Source organism: Pseudoalteromonas citrea, from assembly GCF_000238375.3.
In the GTDB taxonomy this organism is placed as follows: Bacteria; Pseudomonadota; Gammaproteobacteria; order Enterobacterales; family Alteromonadaceae; genus Pseudoalteromonas; species Pseudoalteromonas citrea.
Genome location: NZ_AHBZ03000012.1, coordinates 554,009 through 578,490 on the forward strand (window position 1 = coordinate 554,009; position 24,482 = coordinate 578,490).

Below are 24,482 nucleotides of genomic sequence, written 5' to 3' on the forward strand. Positions count from 1 at the left end.
TTATCTAACCTTAACTTCAAAAAAACCAATAACGACAAATAATAGCACTGCACAGTAAATCAAAGAAACAAAAAATCTATATTTAACGCTAAAATACTTGAATGCTAGTAACTGTAGAGATATAGAATATAAATATAGCCCAACAAAGCTAGAAAAAGCAGCTCCTACAACTCCAAAGCTTGGTATCAAGAGCCAATTCAATACAGCATTAACACCGAAAGAAGCAAATGCTAAAATTGGGTAAAACCACACCAACTTATGAAATGAAAGCATAAGTGCGGGTATTTTATAGAACCCAGCAATCATAAAACCTACAACTATAAAGGGTAAAACGAGAGACGAGTCAATATAGTTATCATTTGAAAAAAACTTTATTATAAAAGGACTCAAGTAGGTAGTGAATATGGTTATGAATAATAATGCAATATAGTAATAAAAAGAAAAAGTCTCAAGTTCAGATCTTGATTTCTCATAGTTCTCATTCAATCCAGAATAAACTCTAGGTAATATAGATTGTGCTATAGACTCATATATTATTGATATCCCTTGTCCCAAAATAAAACCTAAACTGTAAACACCCACAGCGTAGTCGCCATTAAAATATTTCAAAAATATCCGATCTAAATATGAAAAGACTAAAGTTTGAAGTGTTGCTAACATCGTAGGAAAAGACAACTTAACAGTCTCTTTTGCCATTGATTTATTAAAACAAAAATAGAATTTAGTTAATTTAAATTTCCCCAAATCTTTATATACTATAAAAAATCCAGCAACCAAAGCAATACTCTGCCCTAGTAATCTAGAAAATATACCGTTTTGCATGATATACATTAAATAAGCTGAAGTAGAATGATTGCAAAAAGTCTGAACTAATGTGCTTTTCATCACTAACGAAGACTTCTGCTCATTTACTAGAATCCTAGTAAAGAATGTAACATATACCGAGATAATGCCAGAGAAAATAACTAATATATAACTAGCATTTCCTTCAACCTCAATCCAAGGAGATATGTAACTTTGTAGTGAAATTCCAAAAACAAAAACAATCGCGCTTATTATAGTAATCAGTATCGCAATTGTATTTATATATTCATATTTCTCTTTACCTTCATAATCAAAATATAGGCGTGTTGAACCACTCTGCATGTCCATAGAACAAAATATTGTAATATACTTAAACATAAGCAAATACATCGCCAATATGCCAAAGTCACTTGGCGATAGAACACTTGTATAATATTTGGTCATTAAAAGAGCAGTTATAGATGCAACTAACGAACCGACAACATACTTAAAAGCATGTTTTTTTATTGTTTCCCAGATATTCATGCTCATACTTATTCAACAAATGACTTTATTAAACTTACCATCGTTACAATATTTTTTTAGATGGTAGTCAAAATCAATTTTTGGCAAATTACACTCATGCCACAAAAATAAAAGATTATAACACTGCTGTTCGTTTGTAGCGTAGTGGACCAAGTTATCACTAGCTAAATCTCTATAATTAGAAATACCCAAAAAATTAACCTGCAACACATCACGCTTTAAGATTAATGCTTCGTGTAAAACATTTGAAAAAACGGAAATCACTAAATCATGATTCAGTATCTGGTCCACTAAATTTACATTGGCCGTAGATATCACTATTTTTTCACAAGCATAGTATTGAGCAACCTTCATATAATCATCGTCCAAACGTGTTCTTATAGTGATAGAGGTATTAGTTTGCTCTGCGAACTGTTTCAGAACCGAAAATAAACGCCTCGATGTAGATTCATTGAACGGTGATGAATAGTAGCCGTCTTTTGAAAAATACTCTCCTACAACTAGGATATTCTTTTGCTTAGCGACCGTTTTAGGCACCAAAACGTTCTTATAATACCCAATATGACCGGTAATTAACTTTGTAGTTGCTTCTTCTTTTAATAAGTTACTACTTTCCATTCTTTCAAAGTGATTATCACTCCAAAGAGAATAAATATTCGTTCCATAAGAAATATAATGACACTTTTCTTTATAATTTACACCATGAGGAATGCAAACTGTCGTTACGCTTTGAAGATTATTTAATTTTTCTGTTGCGTAGTCAATATAGCCGCAAGTATCAAAAAAACCATAAACATGAGTTAGTTCTTTTTGCTTCCCTTTCACACTAAGTATTTGAGCGACCTCGAGTTCGAGCTCAGTAACTTGACCAAGGAATATATTTTTTATAACGCTAGGTAACGTACTGTTTTTTATAGTTCTTCGAGTCATTATTGATGCGTATAAAAAATATTTAAAACCAAAATAAGACAAGAACTTTCTGTCAAAATGTCCTTTTGAAAAATTTAACCCTTTGGAAAAAATCAAGTTATTCGTCAACAATGGGTAAATTGTGCATTCTTCTTCGTAAGGCTCCAGTATTCTATATGCAACAGAATCATCATAAGAGATAAATACTTTATTACTTGTATTCCCCCTAAAAAAAAGGCCATTAATATATAAAATAAGCGACTTTAAATATAATTTAAGCCCTAATGTTATTTTTCTTTTTGATGGAAGGGGAAAAATAGTTTCATAACTAAAATCAAAATACTTCAATATGTAAGTTAAAAATTCAGGCTCACAAGACAGAAAACTAACTCGACTTCCTTTTTCAAGATTGATATCTATCATGCATTCTATTAGTCTCATGCATTGAAAAACTCTAAGGTCAATACTTTTAAGCAAAGACAAAGTTAACTTATTACCTATTGGGCTTGTTTCTATCAAGTGCCTGTTGAATTCTCTACCTCTCTTGTGAGACTTAATAAACAGTCGATTAGGCTGTACTGATATCACATTACTATTTCGATATTCTTCATTTGATACTACGTATATTTTATCAAAGCTTTCATAACTACCTGGCTTAAAATCTTTCTCATCACAAATAAGAATGCTAACCCCCACGCGCCACTCCTTATGAATTTTCTATCATTTTAAGTAAACTTTTCAATTCTTTTGATGTATACTCCATCGACCATAGATTTCTTTTGCTAATTACATTTTTTGTTAAAACATTTAAATTACTTGGATCTTTCAGACCAATCACATAGTCTCTCAACTCACCTAATTCTTGCTTACTTACAATTTTTCCAAATTGATTATCATTCACAATCGCTTTCGCGTCGCCTTCAGGTAAAACCCCAATTATAGGAAGATGAAGATTAATATATTCGTATATTTTAGATGGAACGCAAGCTTTGAAATATTCATCACCCAGACTAACAAAACCGATATCAATATTTTCTGTCATAAAACTCATATATTCATCATGTGGCATTAACCCCATAATGTTAACATTACCATCCAAATCATATATTTTTTCGTTGGAGCTAGCATCTCCAATAAAATAGATCTCTAAGTCCATTTCATCTTTTAACATTCGATACAAATCTAATAAGAGTTCTGGTGTCTGCGTTTTGCTATCCATTGAACCAGAGTATGCTATTCTCAATCTAGTACTTTTCTTCTTTATTATCTCTTCAGGTTTTGCATCGACAATATAACCAAAGTAATTATTTTTTATCTTGCTTTTTAAATAAGGGTATTTCTCAATCAAAGAACCTGCATTCGTCTTTGATGATGTGATGATCATGTCCGATTTTGATATATATTTTGATTCGTTTTCCTCTCGGCTTACATGGAATTTTTTATTTACTTTTAGGCCAAAAACAAGTGTATGGTTTATTGGATCATGGTAGTTAACAACATGCTTGCAACCTAATTTTTCTTTTAGCATTCCACCAAGTTTTATGCACCCCAGCTCCCCCCCTGTCGTGCTAAATATGGTATCATTTTTTTTTATTACTTTGACTAATTTATTGTAGGCACTATCCACCCAACTATCTAAATAATCATCGTTGATTCCAATTCTAGTTAATAAATGATCTTTTCTTATTAGTAACTTTGACCACTTAGACACTGCACTCTGATAAGGAATTTGAATCATGTTCTCATCCATTATGATTTTATTCGACTCATAATTTGGCATGACAACTACTACTTTAAAACCTTGTCGTTCCATCCATTCAACTGCAGATTTTCTAATTAATGGTCCACCTCCACTTTGATATGGATAAAAAGAACGGGTTATATAGTATATTTTTTTGCTCATGATTATTATTTTACTCATTGTAGTAAAGTGATATTTTAATATATTAAGCGCATGAACGCCCTTCCACATAAAATTTCCAAACCTTACTTATATGGTTTTCGCGCAATTCATTCGTTTACATTTAGTGCAACTTAAATATATAACTTCGTTCCTTTATAGATTCTAGGGTAGCCGCTAGATCTTACCAAAGAGCATCTTTTGCCTCACCAGATACCCTTCGTATCAATCACAAAAGAGTCATGCAATTTAAACTTCTTGAACTGCTGATGGTCTACAAGCATAACATGTATATCTGTTCTATTTAATGACTCATCAATAGTCACTAACTTGATTTTTTCATGGTTGATTGATTCAATATTTGGTTCGATGGCTAATACCTCTCCGGTATGAAATTCAGCAATTGACTCTGTAATGTCTAGTGCTGGGCTTTCACGTAAATCATCAATATCAGGTTTAAATGCTAAGCCGTAGCAAGCAATAGTGACATCTTTAGCGGTTTTAGATGGATTAGCTTGTAAAAATTCAGCTAATTCAATTTTAACTTTATCAATTACCCATTCAGGCTTTTTATCATTAACGTCACGCGCAGTTTTAATTAACTTTGCTAACTCTGGTGTTTTTGAAACAATAAACCAAGGATCAACTGCAATACAATGCCCACCAACACCAGGTCCAGGCTGAAGAATATTGATGCGAGGGTGGCGATTAGCTAGAGCAATCAACTCCCATACATCAATATCTAATTCATCACAAATCATCGACAATTCGTTAGCAAAAGCAATTTGCACATCACGACAACTATTTTCTGTTAACTTTGCCATTTCAGCGGTGCGTGCATTGGTGATAACACAATCACCCATAACAAAGGTTTTATACAATTCAACACAGCGCTCTGAACAGCGCTTACTCATACCACCAATAACTCTGTCATTTTGTACAAGCTCTGTCACGACATGGCCAGGTAAAACGCGCTCTGGACAATGTGCTACATTGACATCGGCACCTTCACCGTGATTTTGTGGAAATGTTAAATCGGAGCGCGCTTCACTCAACCATTCAGCCATCTGCTCGGTAGCACCGACAGGTGATGTAGATTCTAAAATTACTAAGTCACCTTTTTTAAGTACCGGTGCAATCGCTTTTGATGCGGCTTCAATATAACGCAGTTCAGGTTTTGGAATATCACCCTCATTTTCAATAGGAAGGAATGGTGTTGGAACCGCAATTAGGAATGCATCAGCAGCCTCTGGTGTCGTAACAGCTTTTAAATAACCTTGCTGTACCGCCGCACTTACCAACATATCTAAATCTGGCTCTACAATATGAATCTCACCACGATTAATTGTATCTACTGCATTTTGGTTAACATCGACACCAATTACTTTTTTCTTACGGGATGCAAACATCGCTGCTGTCGGTAGCCCGATGTAACCTAAGCCTACAACTGAAATTGTTTCAAAAGACATGATATCCCTTTTTATAAATATATGAGCAATGAGCAATGAGCAAAATTAAATTCATTATATATTCTTTTTAGCTAGCTAAAATATCGCAAATTCGCGAGCATGCATTACCATCACCATAAGGATTGTGGGCTCGGCTCATCTCTGCATAACTATTCTCGTTCGCAAGCAATCCTTTAAGAGATGAAGTAATTAATTCAACATTTGTGCCTACCAACTTAACTGTGCCTGCTTCAACCGCTTCTGGTCGTTCAGTTGTATCGCGCATGACTAATACTGGCTTACCAAGACTCGGGGCTTCTTCTTGAATACCTCCTGAATCGGTCAGGATAATGTGCGCACGATTCATTAAGTAAACAAAGGGTAGGTATTGCTGAGGCTCAATTAAATGGACGTTATCAACATTTGCCAGAATGCGATTTACCGGTTCTTGCACATTAGGGTTTAAATGTACTGGGTACAATATTTGTGTTTCAGGATGATTTTTAGCGATTTGAGCTAAAGCTTCACAAATACGCTCAAAGCCTCCGCCAAAACTTTCACGCCTATGACCTGTAACTAAAATAAGCTTTTTTGTTTCATCTAAAAATGGAAATTGCGCAGCTAGCGCCGAAGATAAATCACTATCTTGTTCTATTTGCGATTTGACCATTAATAGAGCGTCAATAACTGTATTACCAGTAACAAAAACATTTTCTTCACTGTAGTTTTCAGTTAATAGGTTTTTCTTAGATGTTTCAGTTGGAGCAAAATGATACTTAGTTAATGCACCGGTTAGTTTTCGATTTGCTTCTTCAGGCCAAGGTGAATATATATTGCCAGTACGTAAACCGGCTTCAACGTGGCCGACAGCTATTTGCTCATAATATGCTGCTAAGCTTGCCGCAAATGTGGTTGCTGTATCACCATGCACTAGCACTACATCAGGTTTAAATTCTTTTAAAACAGGCGTTAATTCTAACAAAATACGCCCTGTAATTTCAGGTAACGTTTGACCCGATTTCATTAAATTTAAGTCATAGTCAGGGATGATTTTGAAAAGTTCTAACACCTGATCAAGCATTTCACGATGCTGTGCCGTTACACATACTTTCGCGTCGAAACGTTCGTCTATTGCAAGCGTATGAACAAGCGGTGCCATTTTTATTGCTTCTGGTCTTGTGCCGAATACTGTAAGAACTTTCACAGGTTTTCCTATATTTTTCATTATTTCGTTTATCCTTGAAACTAGTTCAGGACTAAACTTTTGCTATAAAATGTTAAGTGTATTTTTAGCTATAAATGACGACTTACATTAACTAATCACTTGTAGCTACTAATGAGGCTTGAAAATAACTCTTCGTTTATAAACCTGAATGAAGAGCTACGACACCCTAATGAATTACTATTTTTCAGACTTGTATTCGTAATTGTAGTAACCATAATATCCATAAGCATTACTTGCCTTTTTAACCACCCCATTAAATACAACGCCTTTTACATCAATACCGTTTTGTTCAAAACGATTGCGCGTTACTACAAGCTCTTTTACATGGCTCTGACCAAAGCGCGTTACCAGTAGTGTACTGCCTGCATGGGCACTCACAATAGCAGGGTCTGTGACTGCCAAGATGGGAGGAGTATCTATAATGACCAAATCATACTTACTACTTACTTCTTCAACTAATTTGCTAAAATTACTGTGCATCAAAAGCTCTGAAGGGTTTGGCGGTATTTGGCCTCTGGTAATTACGTCTAAATTAGCGACTTGGCTAGGCTTAATCACATCAGTCAAACTTAACCGGCCTGATAAATAGTCACTCAAACCGTTATCCCAATTCAAACCCAACTGAGTTTGCAGGTAGCCTTTTCGCATATCAGCATCAATGATCAGTATCTTTTTATCACTTTGTGCGAGCACTGTTGCTAGGTTCACTGAAATAAATGACTTACCAACGCCAGGGCTTGGGCCTGAAATAGCAATGATGTTATTTTTGGCTTCCATCATGGCAAAATGAAGGCTGGTTCTTAGGCTTCGCAATGCTTCAATCGAGAGGTCCGCTGGATTATCTACAGCGAGTATTGACTTCGCTTTTTGGGTTTTACCTTTACGTGCCCTTGCAAAACCAGTCAGTTTAACTTGATATTCTGAGTAAGGCACGCTTGCATATACAGGTAAGCCTAACGCTTCAATTTCACTTGGGTCTTCAATCCCTTTATGCATTGCTTTTTGCACCAATACAATCGAAACAGCAAGCATACCGCCTAACATAGTTGCCAGTACCACGATTAATGCTTTTTTAGGTTTAACCGGTTTTGAGCGATTTACTTCGGCGTAATCTATGATACGTACGTTACCCACAGTGCCTGCGCGTACTATGTCTAGCTCTTGAGTTTTAGCAAGTAAGAGTGTATAAATTTCGTTATTCACTTCAACGTCGCGCGTTAGGCGTAATAATTCTTGTTGTGTTTCAGGCAAAACTTGTACTTCGCCTGCCAACTTACGCTTTTGCTCTTTTACTACATCAATTTGCTCAATAACTCCTAGGTACGATGGGTGCTCTCTTTTAAACTTGCGGCTAAGCTCTAAGCGTTTTAAATCAAGCTCTTGAAGCTTTGTATCGAGCTTTACTATTTGCTCAAGCACTGCTTGAGTTTCTAATGAAATATTAACTGATTCACGCTTTACTTGGTATTCATTAAATAACTGTTCAGCTTCTTCAAGTTGCTTTTTTACTTCTGGTAGTTGAACGTTTAAAAACTCTAATGATTTTTGTGCTTCTGCACTATTGCGCTCAACGTTTCTGCGTACATAAACACTAGCCACTTTATCCAGTACTTGCTCAGCATACGCCGAATCTGCATGCTGTAAGCTTAAGTTTATAATGCCTGAATCTTTGCCTTTTTCACTTGCGCCAATCGCTGCTTGTAAATCAAGCACTGTGTTTAATCTATCTCTTTTTACAATGAAAAATTCGGTATTAGCTCTCGCGGTTAACGTTTTGACTGTTAGCGTAAACATGCCATTAGTTAGCTCGCTACCGACTAAACCACTTAAAATCACATTGCCATTAGCATCAAATAACTCAATTTTATTTTGTTCTTTCGCGACTAATGTAAATTGCTGACCAATCGCATTGGCTGGTACGTCAAATCTAAAAACATCTAGCTGTTCACCGCCCCAAGCATAGCTGCCGGCACCAAAGCTCGGTGCAGCCAGCTCATCAGGCTGACTGGGTGAAAACGAACGGAACATCTTTCCACCAATAAGCGGGTAGTGGTTATAACCAATCGCAATATCAAGTTTTAAGGCATCAACTGCTTCACCAATAATACTGCGTGATTTAAGGAGTTCTATTTCAGTAACAGCTGCAGAGGTGCTTTCAAACATGCCAGCCATATCATCAAAACCTGGGACTGAACCGCCCTTTTCTTCTACTTGGATCATGGCCGTTGCTTGGTATATTGGCGTACTTAACAGTGCATAAGCAATACCGACCAGCATAAATAGCGTTGTGACTAAAATAATAAAAAGTTTTCTGTCTAGTAAGGTACCAAACAGCGCCATTAAATCTATTTCTTGCGAGTCTTGTTGAGCTGTTTCTCGCACAGGCTTTGCCTGTTGATTTGTAACAAAATTAGGCTGAGCATTCATAAACGCACCTTTATCCCTATAAATACTTTTGCCAAGCGCTACAAGCGCTCTCAATTAACTCGTAAACATGTTCAAACGCTTCTCGCGATTGGCGATATGGATCGGGTATTTCTTTATCATCAAGCCACTTGCCTAACAAAAAAGTTTTACCTCGTGCTTGCGGGTAACGATTACATAAATCAGATAAATGCCGCTGTTCCATCACTAAAATCACACTGTTTTCAGCAACCAGTGATGAATTTAACTGCCTGCCTTTATGAGCTAACATATCGATATGTTGCTGCTGTGCCAGTTCAACCGCGGTTGCATCCGCACTTTTGCCTTCAAGTGCAGTTAAGCCAGCTGATGAAACGCGAATAGATTTACCTTGTAACTTGTCTTTTAAAATATACTCAGCGGTGGGACTACGGCATATGTTACCAGCGCAGACCACTAAAATACTATCAAACATATTCTGCCCTTACTGGTTTTCGATATCTTGTAATGCATCGACGGTAGAAAGCGACGGTAACAATAAACTAATGACACGGTTCCAACGCGCCAGTGGTGCACTGGTTACATACACTATGTCGCTAGGCTGTAATTCAAACTGCTCAGCCATAACGAGCGCAGCGATGCTTTTTGCATCTAACTGATATACATCGGCAAGCACACCATCGCGTTCAAAGTCACGCTTGCGTAATACAAACACACCACTGGCATTTGCGGTGGTTTCGTTTAAGCCACCCGTTTCACTGAGCGCTTGTGCTAAATTCAAACCATAACGGGTAACTTGTACGGTGCCCGCTCGTTTCACGTCGCCCAATACAAATACATTTTGTTTATCATTACGTGATATGTGAATAATATCACCGTGTTGTAATAAGCGATTTTGTGAAATGTCGCCCGCAGCATAAAATGCGTTTAACTCAATATTTTCAGTGACATCACCGCGCGTGAAGCTCACTTGTTGCCAGTCTGCGTTATCTGTCAAGCCACCAGCCTGACTTACTGCATCAATAAGTGTTAATGGTGTTTCTGTAATAGCATATACACCTGGTTTATTTACTTCGCCTGTCACATACGTACGCTGACTTTTAAAGCCCACTACTTTTACATCTACTTGCGGATCTTCTATTACGCGACTTAGGCGCTTGACTAATTCTGTGCGTACTTGATTAACCGTTTGGCCTGCGGCCTTAATACCGGGTGCATAAGCAAAGTTCAGGCTACCATCGGCTTGTACTCTAAAACCATCAAATTCAGCGGTTCTTTGCACTGCTGCAGGAATCGTTAATTCAGGGTGATCCCAGACCCCCACACTCAGCACATCGCCAATGCCTAGCTTATATTCATAACCAGTAACATCAACACCTTGAGAAGGTGACTTTTGAGTTGCTAACGCACTCTTTTGTAAACTTTGTTTTTGTGCACGTATAAGGTGGGAGTCAATCATTTTAACATTGACGTGCTCTAGCTCTTGTTGGGCATTATTATAGTCTTGCCCACCGCTTAGCCCTTCAAAGTGGCTACCAGGAATAATGTTACAACCAGAAAGTGAAATAAGCGCGAGTGATGAAAGAAGTTTAATACAACATTTAGCCATTTTTATTCCATATAGCTTTTTAAAGACAGTTATCTACCGAATTAAAACACGAGCACAAGCAGACCGCAAGCACTACCCGCACACATGTTAATTAAAGATTAAAAAAACTTTACTTACTCGCTAGTTTTTATTTAGCAAATTAAAACAATAAAATATGGAAGAAATATGGAATTTAAAGCGACCTTGCTTTAAATGGCGTAAAACTAAGCCTAGCACGTAGTAAAAGGTTTAGAATATTGCAGCAATCCATAGCCTGCCAAAAAGAATACAATTTAATTGTCGCACATTATAGTTCGCTAAGTTGAGTTGTAAAGAGCTAGTGTGCATAAAATTAAAATAATGGTATACGATTGGATTAGAGCTCAAATTGTTTTTTGAATTGGGTGGCGCTTTAAGTGGATTTAGATGGTGTGTAGAGGTGATTGGTGAGCAGAACATGAAATAATGTGGGGTGTGAAGCATAAATATTCGAGACGTTTAAAAATGCGAGGCATAAAGCCTCGCCTACAGCGGTAGGGTTGGTGATTGTGGCAATTGATGCATTTTTCGGTAGGCGAGCATTTATTGCTCGCTTGTGTTTTGAGGTATTTGGTTGATTTTTGTAAATTCTATGACGGTGGTTTTGCTTTCAGGAATAGGAGTAGTATTGAGTTTGGGGTAATGCCTGAAATGATAGTTAAAAACCCGAGCCAGCGAGGCGCATGGTCAAAGGTAAGGTGTTTCACCTGAATAAATGCAAGGCATGAGCCTGAAGACATGTGATGCATAAAACCTTAAAACATGCGAGGCATGAAGCCTCTCCTACGGGGCCGTTGGTAATTGGTGCGTTTACGGTAGGCGAGCATTTATTGCTAGCTTGTGTTGTAAGCGTGGTTGATTGGTTTTTGTAAATTCCATGACGGTGGTTTTGTCTTGAAATATAGAGATATTGAGTTTGGGGTAATACTTGACGCCAGCAAGGCGTATGATCAAAGGTGAGCTGCTACACCTGAAAAAATGCAAAGCCTTAAGACATGTGGCATAAAACCTTAAAACATGCGAGGCATGAAGCCTCTCCTACGGGGGCGGTGGTAATTGGTGCGTTTGCGGTAGGCGAGCATTTATTGCTCGCTTATTTTGTGAGGTGGTTGATTGATTTTTGTAAGTTCTATCACAGAGGTTTTGCTTTCAGGAATAGGGTTGACATTGAATTTGGGGTAATGCCTGAAGAATTAGGTAAAAATCTAAGCCGGCGAGGCGTATGGCCAGAGGTAAGGTGTATCACCTGAATAACTGCAAAGCATGAAGACATGCGAGGCATGAAGCCTCGCCTACAGCCACAAAACTGGTGATTTTGACATTTTTAAGATAGGCGAGCATTGATTGCTCGCTCATCTTGTGAAGCTCTTGATGAAGTTGATTTATCAAGCCATTATTAGTCCGCTAATTGATATAGAGTCAACTTAGCCTAGTTTAGAAGTCTTTTTTCAAGGCCAGCCATCGCAGTTAATAATAAGTTTTGTGCTAGTTGCTTTGAGTTTGACTCAACATAGCAACGTAATTCAGGAGCATTGCCAGAAGGCCTAATATGTAAGCATTCGCCATTATTAAAATGCATTCTTAAACCATCTAAGGTATTAGTCTTTACTACAATACCTTGCCGAACCTCAACCCCTAGCATATCTAAAAAAGCAACGGGGTTTGACTCTGCCTCTATCAGTAACTTTTTGCTTATCATAGGTAGTACATTTTGCAAGCGGTCACTGGCGGTATAACAACTTGGCAACCCTTTAACCAAAGAAGATAGAGCACTTTTTTGTAAAATAGTTTCGACCAACACCACCAGCGCTGGTAGTAAAGCATCTCTTGTAGGCAAAGCACTTAGTAATTCACCATTGTATTGAACAGATGAGCCAAGTAAGAACCCGCCGTTAGCTTCAAAACCAGCCAAGTTGACAGACCCTTTAATACAACTAGCTAGGTCAGTTCTTGCATCACCTGTATGTGGGTTATTAAATGCTTCAATAACATAAGGTGAACCAATTTTTGTTCGAGTAACATGAGCAAAAGCACCACTCAAATCAATAGCACTGTTACAGTTAATAGGCACCGCTAAAGTGCTTATATTAAGTGCTTTAGCGCATAAAAGACCGAGTATATCGCCTCTCAACCACTCGCCCTGCTCATCACTAACCAATGGCCTATCACCGTCTCCATCCGTAGAAAACAGCACATCGAGCTGATATTCATAAACCCACTCAAGTGCTCGCTTTTTATCTTCAGCTGAAACGGCTTCCGTATCTATAGGAACAAACTCGTCGCTTCTTCCAAGCGCAATAACTTCAGCGCCAAGTTCTGTGAATATTTTAGAATATAAATCGCGCCCGGCACTTGAATGCTCATAAATTCCAATACGTTTACCACTTAAAATCTTGCTATTAAATAGTGATGTATATCGCTTTATATAGCGTGTTTCAGCAACTTGGCTTACATCCAAGTCACACAACATTTCGAGTGGTTCAAATTCAACATTGGCATTGAGTATGTTAGCTTCATCTTGTTTTGATATTTCGCCATCAGGCCGATAAAACTTAAGCCCATTCCGATCAAACGGGATATGACTACCAGTAACCATAATTGCAGGTATACCATCGAGCATCGCACTATACGCCAGCGCAGGAGTCGGAATAACACCAAAATACATTACTTTAATATTAAGTTGTAATAATGCTTGCGAACACGCCTGAGCCATCATTCGGCTACTTGGTCGATTATCAATTGCGATCGCCACTTCATTAAAATCAAAAGACGTACGCATTGCATTAATAAAGTTAACAGTGAAAGCAGCACAGACATTTTCTGATAAACTTTCTACTAAACCTCTAGCTCCACTTGTACCAAAAGCAACACCGCTTTGCTTAATAACCTCTGAACTCACTAACATAACGTTCAAAACCTTTTAGTTTTTTGTTTAACTGCGGCCATACCTGTCTTCAAACCGAACGATATCATCTTCTTCCAAATAACTGCCAGATTGAACTTCAATTAACTCTAAGTTCACTTTACCTGGGTTTTCTAGGGCATGTACCGATGTAATTGGAATATACACAGACTCATTTTCAGTCAAAAATTGCTCTACACTGTCGATTGTGACCTTAGCCGTTCCTGAAACAACAATCCAGTGTTCCGCACGGTGGTGATGCATTTGTACACTCAATTTCGCTCCAGGTTTTACTGTGATACGTTTAACTTGAAACCGCTCACCACTATCTATTGAATCATATTTACCCCAAGGCCTGTATACCTCACGATGAAACTTAACTTCTTTTCTCCCACCATCTTTCAATGATTGGACGATTGACTTCACATTTTGTGCTTGAGATTTATCAGCGACAAGCAGCGCATCTTTTGTCGCTACAACAATCAAATCTTGTACTCCAATTGCTGCGACTAGTTTGCTTTCTGTATGAATTAGAGAATTCTCACAATTAACAAGGTGAACATCCCCTGTCACAGCATTCCCTTTGGTATCTTTTTTAGAAACCTGCCATAATGCTTCAAATCCGCCAATGTCGTTCCAACCAGCATCCATTGGCACCACCACTGCGTCAGAGGTATGTTCCATAACAGCATAATCAATCGACTCATCGGGGCACGCTATAAAGGCTTCTTTATCAATACGAATGAAATCTAAATCGCGTACTTGTATCCCAATTGCTTTTTTACATGCTTCAAAAATATCAGGCCGACATGAATTCAATGCATCAAGATAACGGCTTGCTCGAAATAAGAACATCCCACTATTCCAGCAGTATTCGCCTGATTTCAAATAGTCTTCTGCCGTTTTTCTATCAGGCTTTTCAACAAATTGCTCAACAATGAAACCACTACCTTGTTGAGTGCCCTTTTTTATATACCCATACCCAGTTTCAGGGGCATTAGCAACAATTCCGAAAGTGACCAGCTTTCCTGATTCAGCATGCTCAACAGCCATTTTTATTGAGTGATGAAAAGCAGAAACATTATCAATAACATGATCTGCTGCAAGTACCAAAAGTAAAGGATCATTATTAGCTTCTAATGCTTGAAAAGCAGCTAATGCAATAGCAGGGGCTGTATTTCGCCCTACAGGCTCTAAAAAAATTCCACTGTGCTTTTTATCTATTTGCCGAAGTTGCTCTGCGGCAATAAAGCGATGTTCCTCATTGCAGATCAACATTGGGGGGTGATCTGCGATGCCGTCTAAGCGCAATATTGTCTCTTGCAGCATTGTTTCACAACCATCAGCCAGTGAAAGAAATTGCTTTGGATAATTGCCCCTGGATAAAGGCCATAGCCGTGTGCCAGAGCCGCCAGCCATAATAACTGGGCAAATATTTAAATTTTCCATCTTGAACTCATATAATATTACGAGAATACTTTATTTAAATACATATTTAAAAAAAGCAAAACTCTTTAAAATCCTAACAAATCTGAATAGTTTTGGTTCTTGCAAAAGCCTAAATACACTTTCAAGCCCAACCCTTTGCGCTATTTTCGGGGCCCTTTTTACATTTCCAGATAAAAAAGAAATACTGCCACCGCAGCCAACTACCCACTTAACCCCCGTTTTTTCCAAAAACTCCAGATGTTCTTGAATCCAAAACTCCTGCTTCTTAGCGCCAAATGCAACAAATAAATAAGTCGGGCGAACCTGCTCTATCTCATCACAAATCTTTTTATTTGTTTGCATTGAAAATGGAAAAGGTTCGAACTCAGGTGAGTAGCCGTAACAGTTGCAGCCATACTGACTTTTTGCAACCTCAACAGCCTTAGCATTATGTTCAGGCTTATCGCCTAACAAAAATACTTTATGCTTATTTGACGCATTTTTAACAACGTTAAAAATCAAATCAGAACCGCTAATTTTATCAATTATTTTATCCGTTTTTCGCTTTGCGAAAAAAAAGGGGATCTGGCCGTCAAGTGTCGATATGTTATCATTTACAATGCCTTTGAAACTTTCATCTTTGTGGGCTTCAATCACAAATTCAGCGTTAACTGTAACAATAAACTTGATTTCTTCTGATAATGTTAAAACATCTTTTAAATTTAACCCGCGAAAATTCAAGCCAAAAAACTGCGATTTCATTGTACTACCCATTACTAAACATTTCGAAAAATTACTTTCAATACTCAAAAGCAACAACATAAATCATTACAAGAGCAATGACCATCACGTAAAATAGCCAATTACAGCACTTGCTCAATACCAGCACAAGGACAAAATACCTCAATAAACATAATTAAGAGGAGTAATATTAATCACAACCAAATATATCTCGTGTGTAGACTTTTGCTTTGACATCTAATAGTTCGTCAACCATCCTATTTGAAATGATTACATCTGACGTAGCTTTAAACTCTTGCAACGATTTCATTACCCGCGAATGATAAAAGGAATCCCCTTCAAAGCTAGGCTCATAAACAACAACAGGGATCCCTTTAGCTTTTATTCTCTTCATCACGCCTTGTATGGCTGAGGCCCTAAAATTATCTGATCCAGTTTTCATTACCAGTCGATAAATACCGACCACTTTTGGCTTTTTTGCCAATACTGAGTTTGCTATAAAGTCCTTTCGCGTTGTATTCGCATCGACAATGGCTGCTATCATATTATTAGGCACGTTTTGATAATTGGCTAAAAGCTGCTTAGTGTCTTTGGGTAAACAATAACCACCATACCCAAATGACGGATTATTGTAATGAGAGCCAATTCTTGGGTCTAAGCCAACCCCTTCTATTATATGCCTTGAATCTAAACCATGTGTTTCAGCGTAGCTATCTAACTCATTAAAATAGGCAACTCGCATTGCCAAATAGGTATTAGAAAATAGCTTAATGGCTTCAGCTTCTGTTGAATTTGTAAACAACACCGACACATCCTCTTTAGCTGCACCTTGCGACAACAGCTGGCCAAACAACTTAGCATGCTTATGCTCACCACCCACAATTATACGAGATGGGTACAAGTTATCATACAAAGCCCGGCCTTCCCTTAAAAACTCAGGAGAAAATAGAATTTCTAAATCTAGATTTTTATTTTGAAGTGATGCCGTATAACCAACAGGCACTGTTGACTTAATAATGATCGTTGTATCCGGATTAATAGCCCGAACGTCTTCAATTACCGACTCCACCGATTGAGTATTAAAGTAATTAGTTTCTGGATCATAGTCTGTAGGCGTGGCTATCACAATATAGTCGGCACCTGCGTACGCCAGCTCTTTGTCGTGCGTTGCTTTAAAACTTAATGATTGAGATTTCAAAAACGCCGATATCTCTTCATCCAAAATTGGCGATATTTGCTCATTAAGTAATGCCACTTTCTTTTCATCAATATCGTAAGCGACAACGTCATTATACTGTGCAAGGAGCAGTGCATTCGATAACCCTACATACCCAGTACCTGCTACAGCTACTTTAACTTTACTTGTTTGTTCAGCCATTAATTTTTTATTACCTTAACTAAATCATGTTTAAGTTGTTCCGCAACCAAAGGCGCTTGAAACTCTCTTGTACTAGAATAGGCCTCACGTGATAGGTCCAATCGCTCAGCTAGCTCTAAATCAAAGAATTCAATTATAGCCTTTGCTAATGAATCAGCATCTTTAACATTAAACAACAGTCCATTTCGCCCATTTTGAACAATGTCATTCACCGGCGCTACATTACTGGCTAATATTGGTAACCCACATGACATAGCCTCAACAGCAACTAAGCCAAAGCTTTCTCTATGCGTTGGGAAAACAAAACATGTCATCTGTCTATACTTTTCACCAAGCTCCGGCTGTGAAACTGCACCATGGTAAATAATAGTACCTTCTAATTGCAATTCACCGATAAGCTGTTTCATTTGTTCAACTTGAGAACCTGTACCATACATATCGAGAGAGATCCTGTCATATAACGCAGGGGCTAATGTCTTTAGCTTTGCAATCGCTTGTAAAAGCTCTGGCCACCCTTTCCCTTCATCAATTCTGGATATATAACCCAGGCTATATCCCGCAAGTTCATTATTATGCATCGGATAAAATATCTCCGAGTTAATCCCTCCTGACGGTGACACTATAACTTTATGCTCTTTAAACCAGCTAAACCGCTTTATCAGTTCTTGTTTAAAATGTTCAGATGGTACAACAACTGCAACGCAATGTTTTAAAATCACACCTGAGAAAGTACCCATCACTTTATGCACCCAAGAACAACCGACAAGGTCATCACCATGAATATTGATAATATACTTAGGCTTACTTAAAAATAAAAACGGCAACAAGCACAGTGTCGAATAAGTCAAATAATGAAAGTAAACAAAATCATAGTTTTTCTGAAATAAGCTTTTCATCCCTTTAGAAATAAAAGAAAGGTACAGCCGTAGCTTTGTAAGCCCTGTTGCCCTTTGGTCGATGACAACCGTTTCTGTTATTTCAAACCCAACGTCTTGGAGTTGCCTATGACTCTTACCAACAAAACTACCATACGAAGGATCCTTAACCGAAGGAAACATATTAGAAATAAAACAAATTTTTTTCACACTAAATATCTTTTTTTAAATAGTTTAAGCGTTTTTTTGCCAGCGACGGAAACTGTGATGCTAACCATGCTTTGCATAACTTATAGGCGATTGGTTTACAAAAAAAGCGCTTGACATCATTAAGCCGTATTTTATCACCTCGACTATAATGGAGCAAAAATGCAAAACATTTCTTATTTTCATCCGTCATATGGTGCTTATAGCGCGAATAGAACTGCTCAAGGCCCTTTACTTTATTATTTAAGCTATCAGTGATCCTTGGTTTATCGTGGGCAGTGTGAACAATATATGAAGGTTCAGCGATACGCTTTGCTTTACCAAACGTTATAATTAAGCGAGTCCAAATATCCCAATCTTGCGAAGAAATAATATCAACGTCAAACATGTTAACCTCAATTAACCTCTTTCTGTAAGTTAACACTTGATTAGACGCTTGATTAAAGTTCAATTGCGATCCAAGTTCAATAACCTTATTAGTATTCAATAAATGTTTTCGGTATTTACCGTAATCCCAAGCGTAGCTACTACAGACAAATGAAAACTCTGGCTCGAAAGACTCCACTAAGCTTTCGACTCTATTAGGCAAGAATTCATCATCGTCATCTAAGCCTGTCGCTAATAAACCTGTACCATTTAAAATAGCAAAGTTTCGTGCAGCACACGCCCCTTTATTTTCAGAAAAACAGTGATATTTAACGTTATTATGATCGAGTGCCAATTGAGTTAAATACTCAGAAGTTCCATCAGTAGAGCCATTATCGACAATGAACAGCTCTATGTTTTCATAGCTTTGTGATAAAACAGAGTCTACCGCTCGCTTTAACAGACTTAATCTATTGCAGGTTGGTAACCATACTGTAACTAGAGGTTGATTCATGCTCATTGGCTTACCTCACGCCTTTCATCTAACCAAAGCAATGAAGCAAACGCTCCCAACGATATACCTAATGTACCTGAAATCCAAATATGGCCACTCAATTGAGATAACATTAGTAATATAAAACTTCCAACGAGTACTGCGGGGCTATAGAGGCAAGTTGCGTTGCGAAAGTTAATAGCTGCTTTAACAAAAATACTAATGTAAAAAAACAAACATAAAAATGCACCAAAAAAGCCGAACCACATTAATGTATCTATCAGATCAATTTCGGCCGCATATTTACGGGGAATATATACAGCGATACCTGAACTACCGACCCCTATAATCTGCTGCCAAAACTCTAAACTATTGAAATAAACTTCTAAGATATCTTTTGCAAACTTTTCCCTATCAGACCAAATAATACCTACAATACCTTTTTGGTTAAAAACCCACATCACTCGTTCATATAAACCAATTGATTTAAGTAAATCAGCGATCATTATAATAACAATGGTAAGCACAGTTGAAGCGGGTATAAATATAGCTGCTTTAAGTTTAGTAAACTTAAAAAAACGCTCTCGTTCGTTTGCTAATGGAATAATAAATACGATAAGAAAAGATGCTAACATCGCAGTTTTTGTCGCAACCGTAATACCCGCAAATAATGATAAGATAGCAGCAAGCCAGTACCATCGCTTATAATGGTTCCAACACATATGCAAAGCAAAACAAAATAAAACAACAATCGTTGCTCCGAGTTCATTGGCAGCATAAATAAAGCCATTTGAACCAGCCGTTTCATCCTCACCTAACACATAACTCGGGCGCCCAAACCCTAACAAACCAATAATTAAGTTAAAGCATAAAATAGTAAAGTTACATAAAAGTATACGCTTTATCCAATACTCTGAAAATTGAGGCCAGCGCTGAGCCATGAGTCCAAAATACAGAAATACACTCATAGGCATGAGTAATTTTGTCGCACGTGAAAAGTCAGCTATAAATAATGCAGCATCAGTTCGGGATAGTAATTGAATTGTTGGACTCAAAGTCAAGACAAAGAACAAAACCATCATATAAAGAAAATACTTAGCATTTAATGTAAGTAACAACAAAAGCAACGTACAAAACAAAGGAAGCTTATACAATAATGAAATTTTCAGATCGATGCCGAGTTGCAATACCGTAAAACCACTCGCAATATCAGCCAGCAAATAGAGCGACATTGCATAACAAATCAAGACATGCAACGTACCAGGTTGCTCTTCTCTCAAAATTAAAGACTTAAGCATTAAAATCTTTCCGGATATTGCATCAATTTTTCCCGGTACGATTCAACATATCTTTCGGTGCTTTTAACTACTTTTGCAGGGTTTCCAGCCGCAACTACATTATCAGGGATATCCTTTGTCACCACACTACCGGCTCCAACAACAACATTACTACCGATATTAACCCCTGGTAAAACAATACTTCCCCAACCAATAAATACATTATCGCCAATAGTGATCGGGTCGCGATATGAACGCCTTGCACCCGGTAGGTAACTTTCTTTTTTATTTATGAGTTCATCAATAAAAAGTGTTGGTGAAGCATCATGTGCTAATAACGTCACCCCAGTTATCGTGCAATTATCACCTATAAAAAATCGGTCCCCTTTAGATGACGACGAAAGAGTACAACATATTAGCTGGCTATTTTTACCTATTGAAGCTCCCTTCTTTTCATACCTAGCAACTTGCAGTTGGTAACCTAATTTAGCAACGACTGCAGCCAAACGGTTACTTTTTAACAGAGTATTGGCAATTCGTAAGCTATAGTAAGTCCCTAAAAGCTTATACATGATGACGTAAATCCTCAGCTAATTTAAACCAGCTGAACCGTGTTTCAGCCAAATTTCGGTTACTTTTTTGAATTTTTAGATATCTATCTGACGTCATGTTCATACACTCAGTAAATTGCTCACCAAAATGTGATGTTGAGTATTCGCTACATAACAAGTTATCAGAATCAGTTAGGATCTCTGAAGTTGCGGTAACCACTTGTGGACCAGAATGCGCTGCAACAATTGGTAAGCCAGATGCTAAAGCTTCCAATATAGTTTGACCAAGCGGCTCATAGGTCGATGACATAATAAAGAAATCAGCTGCTTTATAATAAGCTTCAGGCTGCGCCTGCTTTCCTAAAAAAAGCACTTTGTCTTCAACCCCTAGTTCAGCTACAAGCACCTTAAACTCAGCCTCTAAAGGCCCCTCTCCAAGCATCCACAATTGAGCGCTGTCATGTCTCAGCTCTGCGAATGCCTTTATCGCTGTTTCAAAGCCTTTAGCTTTTACAAATCGACCAATACATAAAAATGCTTTTCTATTAGCATCTAAGCCTAAGGCCAGCTTGAGGTTAGCCTTTTCTTTTTCATCGCAAATTTGAAATCGCTCCAAGCTTACACCAGGCTTACATATCTTAATATTATTCAAGCTTGAAATGGTTAAAACTTGCTCACGCATGTTTTCACTAAATACAAATAGCTGATCAGTAAATTTGGTTGCAAAATATTGCATCACCTTATGAAGTGAGAATGACAACCCACTTTTTATTCTTCTCGTTAAAGTTGTTTCGACCTGATAACTAGCCCGAGTTTCATTCTTAACAACTCCGGGGACAAGGTAAACGATATTTTTGTAACCTGCATATTTCAAAATCAATAAATTAAAATGAAACCGACAGACAGTAAAGTCTGGTGAGTATAAAGATAATACTTTTTTATATACACGATACGCATTATTTATATGTTTAATAAAGCCAAAAGCCCCAGTTCCTTGGCATGAGCGATATCGATAAATGCGCACCCCTTGCTCTTCTTCAAGTTCAGGTAATGTACTATTGTCGGGGTTTAAATCACTGGTTACAATAATGACTTGATAACCCATCGCTCTATATTCTTGGGCCAAGTGGTACAATGAGTTTTCAATTCCCCCAATATTTGGTCTATATTGGTTACTCGTAATGACCACACTAGGCTGACCACTATTATTCATATGCTAACCAGCCCTTAAGATTTATCTGAGTTGCTTCGAAGCGCAAGTATAAGCGCAATGATCATAGACAATAAACCGCCCAAAAAGGTAATAGCTACGCATATTAACGCTTTAGAGGGGCCTGACTTTTGCTCGGGATAAACAGGCGGTGACAGCGGTTCTAAAAGATAAAACTCACTCACAGAAGACAGCAACTTATTACGAGTCTGTTCTGCAATTAACTCATAAAACATGGTTCTCAACTCGCTAACATTTGTTTCATTTGCTTTGTCTTGTAGATATTCAATCGTATTTGAGGATTTCTTTGTATCACGTAATTTCCAAAACTCATTCAAATCCTTAACTAGCCAAGTCAAAATATCTTTTGATAATTCAGGAGAAAGCGTTGTAACTTCAAGCTCAACAATCCCTTTCTTTTTTAAGTGAGACACTTGAAATGAAAATAAAAGGGACTCAAAACCATCCCAAGCTTTCATATTCTTGAGTTCACCATCCTTATCAACTAATAGCCACTTTTTGTTTTCTGAATCATAAATTTCAGGATCATATATGAGTGTTTCTTTTTTCTCATCCCACCCTTTTAATGCCAGTAACTCAGGTAACAACTCTCGTCGCTCAATAAATGGCTGTAAGAAACCTCGACTTTTCATAAATGCTAGCGCAGCTTCTATGTCACTGCCTTGCGCCCCACCGAGAGAAATACCAGCCATACTCGCAAGACCACCAAACTGACCCGCTAATTGAGAAAGCCCACCACCTTCTTGTGAGTCAACGGGCATTAAAATAACTTTTGCTGTATATTCATTTGGCTGTTTCAAAGCGATCGCAACTGCTATGCAAGCTGATAAAAAAGTACCGATAGCAATCAACCACTTATACCTGAATAACTGCATAAATGTGCCATCTATAGTTGTATAATTTGATTTCACTTGTGCACTGTTCTCCATATTTGGCTGCATAACAAGAAATAAAATGGCAGGTAGTATAGCAAAAAAATATAACTTTGCTGAATAGGTTCTCATATAAATAGCATGACAGTACCTTAAATATACAAACTATCGGAAAAATCCTTAAATTGAGCTTAATTATGTTCTCATGTAGAATGTATCGACACGCGACACTCATACCATTGTATTCCCATTTCAATTGTTAGGATTTAGTTTTATGAACGTTATTGTCACCGGAGGAGCTGGTTTTATTGGTTCTGCGGTAATTCGACACCTTATTGCCAATACAGATCACCAAGTGCTTAATTTAGACAAGTTGACGTATGCAGGCAATTTACAATCACTTAACGAAGTGGCCTTACATGAGCAATATACGTTTTCGAAAGTTGATATATGTAATAAACAAGCTTTAGAAGAGGTGTTTGAATCATTCCAACCTGATTTAATCATGCACCTTGCAGCAGAAAGCCATGTTGATCGCTCTATCTCTGGGCCGAGTGAATTTATTAATACAAACATCATTGGTACTTTTAACCTGTTAGAAGTATCACGTAGTTATTGCCTCAGTGCTGAAAAGCACCACTTTAGATTTCATCATGTATCTACAGATGAAGTTTTTGGTGATTTACATGGTACAGATAACCTATTTGAAGAAAGTACCCCCTATGCACCTAGTTCGCCCTACTCTGCATCTAAAGCAGCTTCAGATCACCTAGTTCGAGCTTGGGGCAGAACATATAATCTACCAATCGTTTTGTCTAATTGCTCAAATAATTATGGGCCTTATCAATTTCCTGAGAAGCTAATACCTGTCACTATATTAAATGCCCTATCAGGTAAAAATTTGCCAATTTATGGCGATGGTTCTCAAATACGAGACTGGCTTTACGTTGAAGACCATGCAAAAGCACTTGTTGAGGTTGCGCTCAATGGTAAAGACGGAGAGTCATATAATATTGGTGGTCATAACGAGAAAAGTAATTTAGAAGTAGTCCATACCATATGCGATATATTGAATGAACTTGTTGTAGAAAAGCCCAAAAACATAACAGACTTCAAAGATCTAATTACCCACGTAACAGATCGTCCCGGACATGATAAACGCTATGCAATCGATGCTACGAAAATTGCCCAAGAGCTTAGCTGGACCCCAGATGAGAGTTTTGAGACCGGTATAAGAAAATCCATACAATGGTATTTAGAGCATAGCGATTGGTGGCAAAGTATTCTTGATGGTTCTTACCGAAATGAAGGTTTATAAGG

General features: G+C 37.7%; 19 protein-coding genes. 1 reads left to right on the forward strand and 18 read right to left on the reverse strand.

All coding sequences use genetic code 11. The annotated features are described in order from the left end of the window. The 18 genes from PCIT_RS02545 to PCIT_RS02630 all read right to left on the reverse strand — a co-directional run bounded on the left by PCIT_RS02545 (position 1) and on the right by PCIT_RS02630 (position 23,219). Positions 1-1,329, reverse strand: coding sequence for an oligosaccharide flippase family protein (locus PCIT_RS02545; protein WP_010361470.1), 1,329 nt, complete (start codon positions 1,327-1,329; stop codon positions 1-3). A 12-nt stretch (positions 1,330-1,341) separates the two neighbouring features. Further along, positions 1,342-2,934: a hypothetical protein gene (locus tag PCIT_RS02550; protein WP_010361469.1), complete on the reverse strand. Its 1,593-nt coding sequence runs from the start codon at positions 2,932-2,934 to the stop codon at positions 1,342-1,344. A gap of 10 nt (positions 2,935-2,944) precedes the next feature. Then, positions 2,945-4,210 (reverse strand): glycosyltransferase family protein, encoded by a 1,266-nt coding sequence (locus PCIT_RS02555; protein ID WP_010361468.1) that lies wholly within the window; start codon positions 4,208-4,210, stop codon positions 2,945-2,947. 134 nt (positions 4,211-4,344) lie between these two features. Further along, positions 4,345-5,607: a UDP-N-acetyl-D-mannosamine dehydrogenase gene (gene wecC / locus PCIT_RS02560; protein WP_010361467.1), complete on the reverse strand. Its 1,263-nt coding sequence runs from the start codon at positions 5,605-5,607 to the stop codon at positions 4,345-4,347. A gap of 67 nt (positions 5,608-5,674) precedes the next feature. Beyond that, positions 5,675-6,790, reverse strand: coding sequence for a non-hydrolyzing UDP-N-acetylglucosamine 2-epimerase (wecB, locus tag PCIT_RS02565; protein WP_010361466.1), 1,116 nt, complete (start codon positions 6,788-6,790; stop codon positions 5,675-5,677). 198 nt (positions 6,791-6,988) lie between these two features. Next, positions 6,989-9,238: a polysaccharide biosynthesis tyrosine autokinase gene (locus tag PCIT_RS02570; RefSeq protein ID WP_010361464.1), complete on the reverse strand. Its 2,250-nt coding sequence runs from the start codon at positions 9,236-9,238 to the stop codon at positions 6,989-6,991. A 16-nt stretch (positions 9,239-9,254) separates the two neighbouring features. Then, a complete protein-coding gene (locus PCIT_RS02575) occupies positions 9,255-9,689 on the reverse strand; it encodes a low molecular weight protein-tyrosine-phosphatase (RefSeq protein WP_010361463.1) in 435 nt (144 codons plus the stop codon). A gap of 9 nt (positions 9,690-9,698) precedes the next feature. After that, the gene (locus PCIT_RS02580) at positions 9,699-10,823 is read right to left on the reverse strand and encodes a polysaccharide export protein (RefSeq protein WP_010361462.1); all 1,125 of its coding nucleotides are present in this window, start codon (positions 10,821-10,823) and stop codon (positions 9,699-9,701) included. Between the two features lie 1,447 nt (positions 10,824-12,270). Continuing rightward, complete coding sequence (locus PCIT_RS02585) at positions 12,271-13,746, reverse strand: phosphomannomutase (protein ID WP_010361458.1); 1,476 nt, start codon at positions 13,744-13,746, stop codon at positions 12,271-12,273. 27 nt (positions 13,747-13,773) lie between these two features. Then, positions 13,774-15,192, reverse strand: a complete 1,419-nt coding sequence (locus tag PCIT_RS02590; protein WP_010361457.1) for a mannose-1-phosphate guanylyltransferase/mannose-6-phosphate isomerase — start codon at positions 15,190-15,192, stop codon at positions 13,774-13,776. Positions 15,193-15,222: 30 nt separating this feature from the next. Then, positions 15,223-15,933, reverse strand: a complete 711-nt coding sequence (locus PCIT_RS02595) for a WecB/TagA/CpsF family glycosyltransferase (RefSeq protein ID WP_010361456.1) — start codon at positions 15,931-15,933, stop codon at positions 15,223-15,225. Positions 15,934-16,102: 169 nt separating this feature from the next. After that, positions 16,103-17,290 carry a nucleotide sugar dehydrogenase gene (locus PCIT_RS02600; RefSeq protein ID WP_010361455.1) on the reverse strand — a complete coding sequence of 396 codons (1,188 nt, stop codon included), beginning with the start codon at positions 17,288-17,290 and terminating at the stop codon, positions 16,103-16,105. After that, the gene (locus PCIT_RS02605; RefSeq protein ID WP_010361454.1) at positions 17,290-18,375 is read right to left on the reverse strand and encodes a glycosyltransferase family 4 protein; all 1,086 of its coding nucleotides are present in this window, start codon (positions 18,373-18,375) and stop codon (positions 17,290-17,292) included. The genes PCIT_RS02600 and PCIT_RS02605 overlap by 1 nt, the downstream gene beginning before the upstream one ends. A 1-nt stretch (position 18,376) precedes the next feature. Then, positions 18,377-19,258 (reverse strand): glycosyltransferase, encoded by an 882-nt coding sequence (locus tag PCIT_RS02610; protein ID WP_010361453.1) that lies wholly within the window; start codon positions 19,256-19,258, stop codon positions 18,377-18,379. Further along, positions 19,255-20,529, reverse strand: a complete 1,275-nt coding sequence (locus tag PCIT_RS02615; RefSeq protein ID WP_010361452.1) for an O-antigen ligase family protein — start codon at positions 20,527-20,529, stop codon at positions 19,255-19,257. The genes PCIT_RS02610 and PCIT_RS02615 overlap by 4 nt, the downstream gene beginning before the upstream one ends. Continuing rightward, entirely contained in the window at positions 20,529-21,080 is a 552-nt protein-coding gene (locus tag PCIT_RS23210) for a DapH/DapD/GlmU-related protein (protein ID WP_010361451.1), read from the reverse strand. The genes PCIT_RS02615 and PCIT_RS23210 overlap by 1 nt, the downstream gene beginning before the upstream one ends. Next, on the reverse strand, positions 21,073-22,272 hold the full coding sequence (locus tag PCIT_RS02625) for a glycosyltransferase family 4 protein (protein WP_010361450.1): 1,200 nt from the start codon (positions 22,270-22,272) through the stop codon (positions 21,073-21,075). The genes PCIT_RS23210 and PCIT_RS02625 overlap by 8 nt, the downstream gene beginning before the upstream one ends. Positions 22,273-22,286: 14 nt before the next feature. Next, positions 22,287-23,219: a Wzz/FepE/Etk N-terminal domain-containing protein gene (locus tag PCIT_RS02630; protein ID WP_162144425.1), complete on the reverse strand. Its 933-nt coding sequence runs from the start codon at positions 23,217-23,219 to the stop codon at positions 22,287-22,289. 217 nt (positions 23,220-23,436) lie between these two features. Between PCIT_RS02630 and rfbB the strand changes: the two genes are divergently transcribed. After that, positions 23,437-24,480 carry a dTDP-glucose 4,6-dehydratase gene (rfbB, locus tag PCIT_RS02635; protein WP_010361448.1) on the forward strand — a complete coding sequence of 348 codons (1,044 nt, stop codon included), beginning with the start codon at positions 23,437-23,439 and terminating at the stop codon, positions 24,478-24,480. The last annotated feature ends 2 nt before the right edge of the window (positions 24,481-24,482 follow it).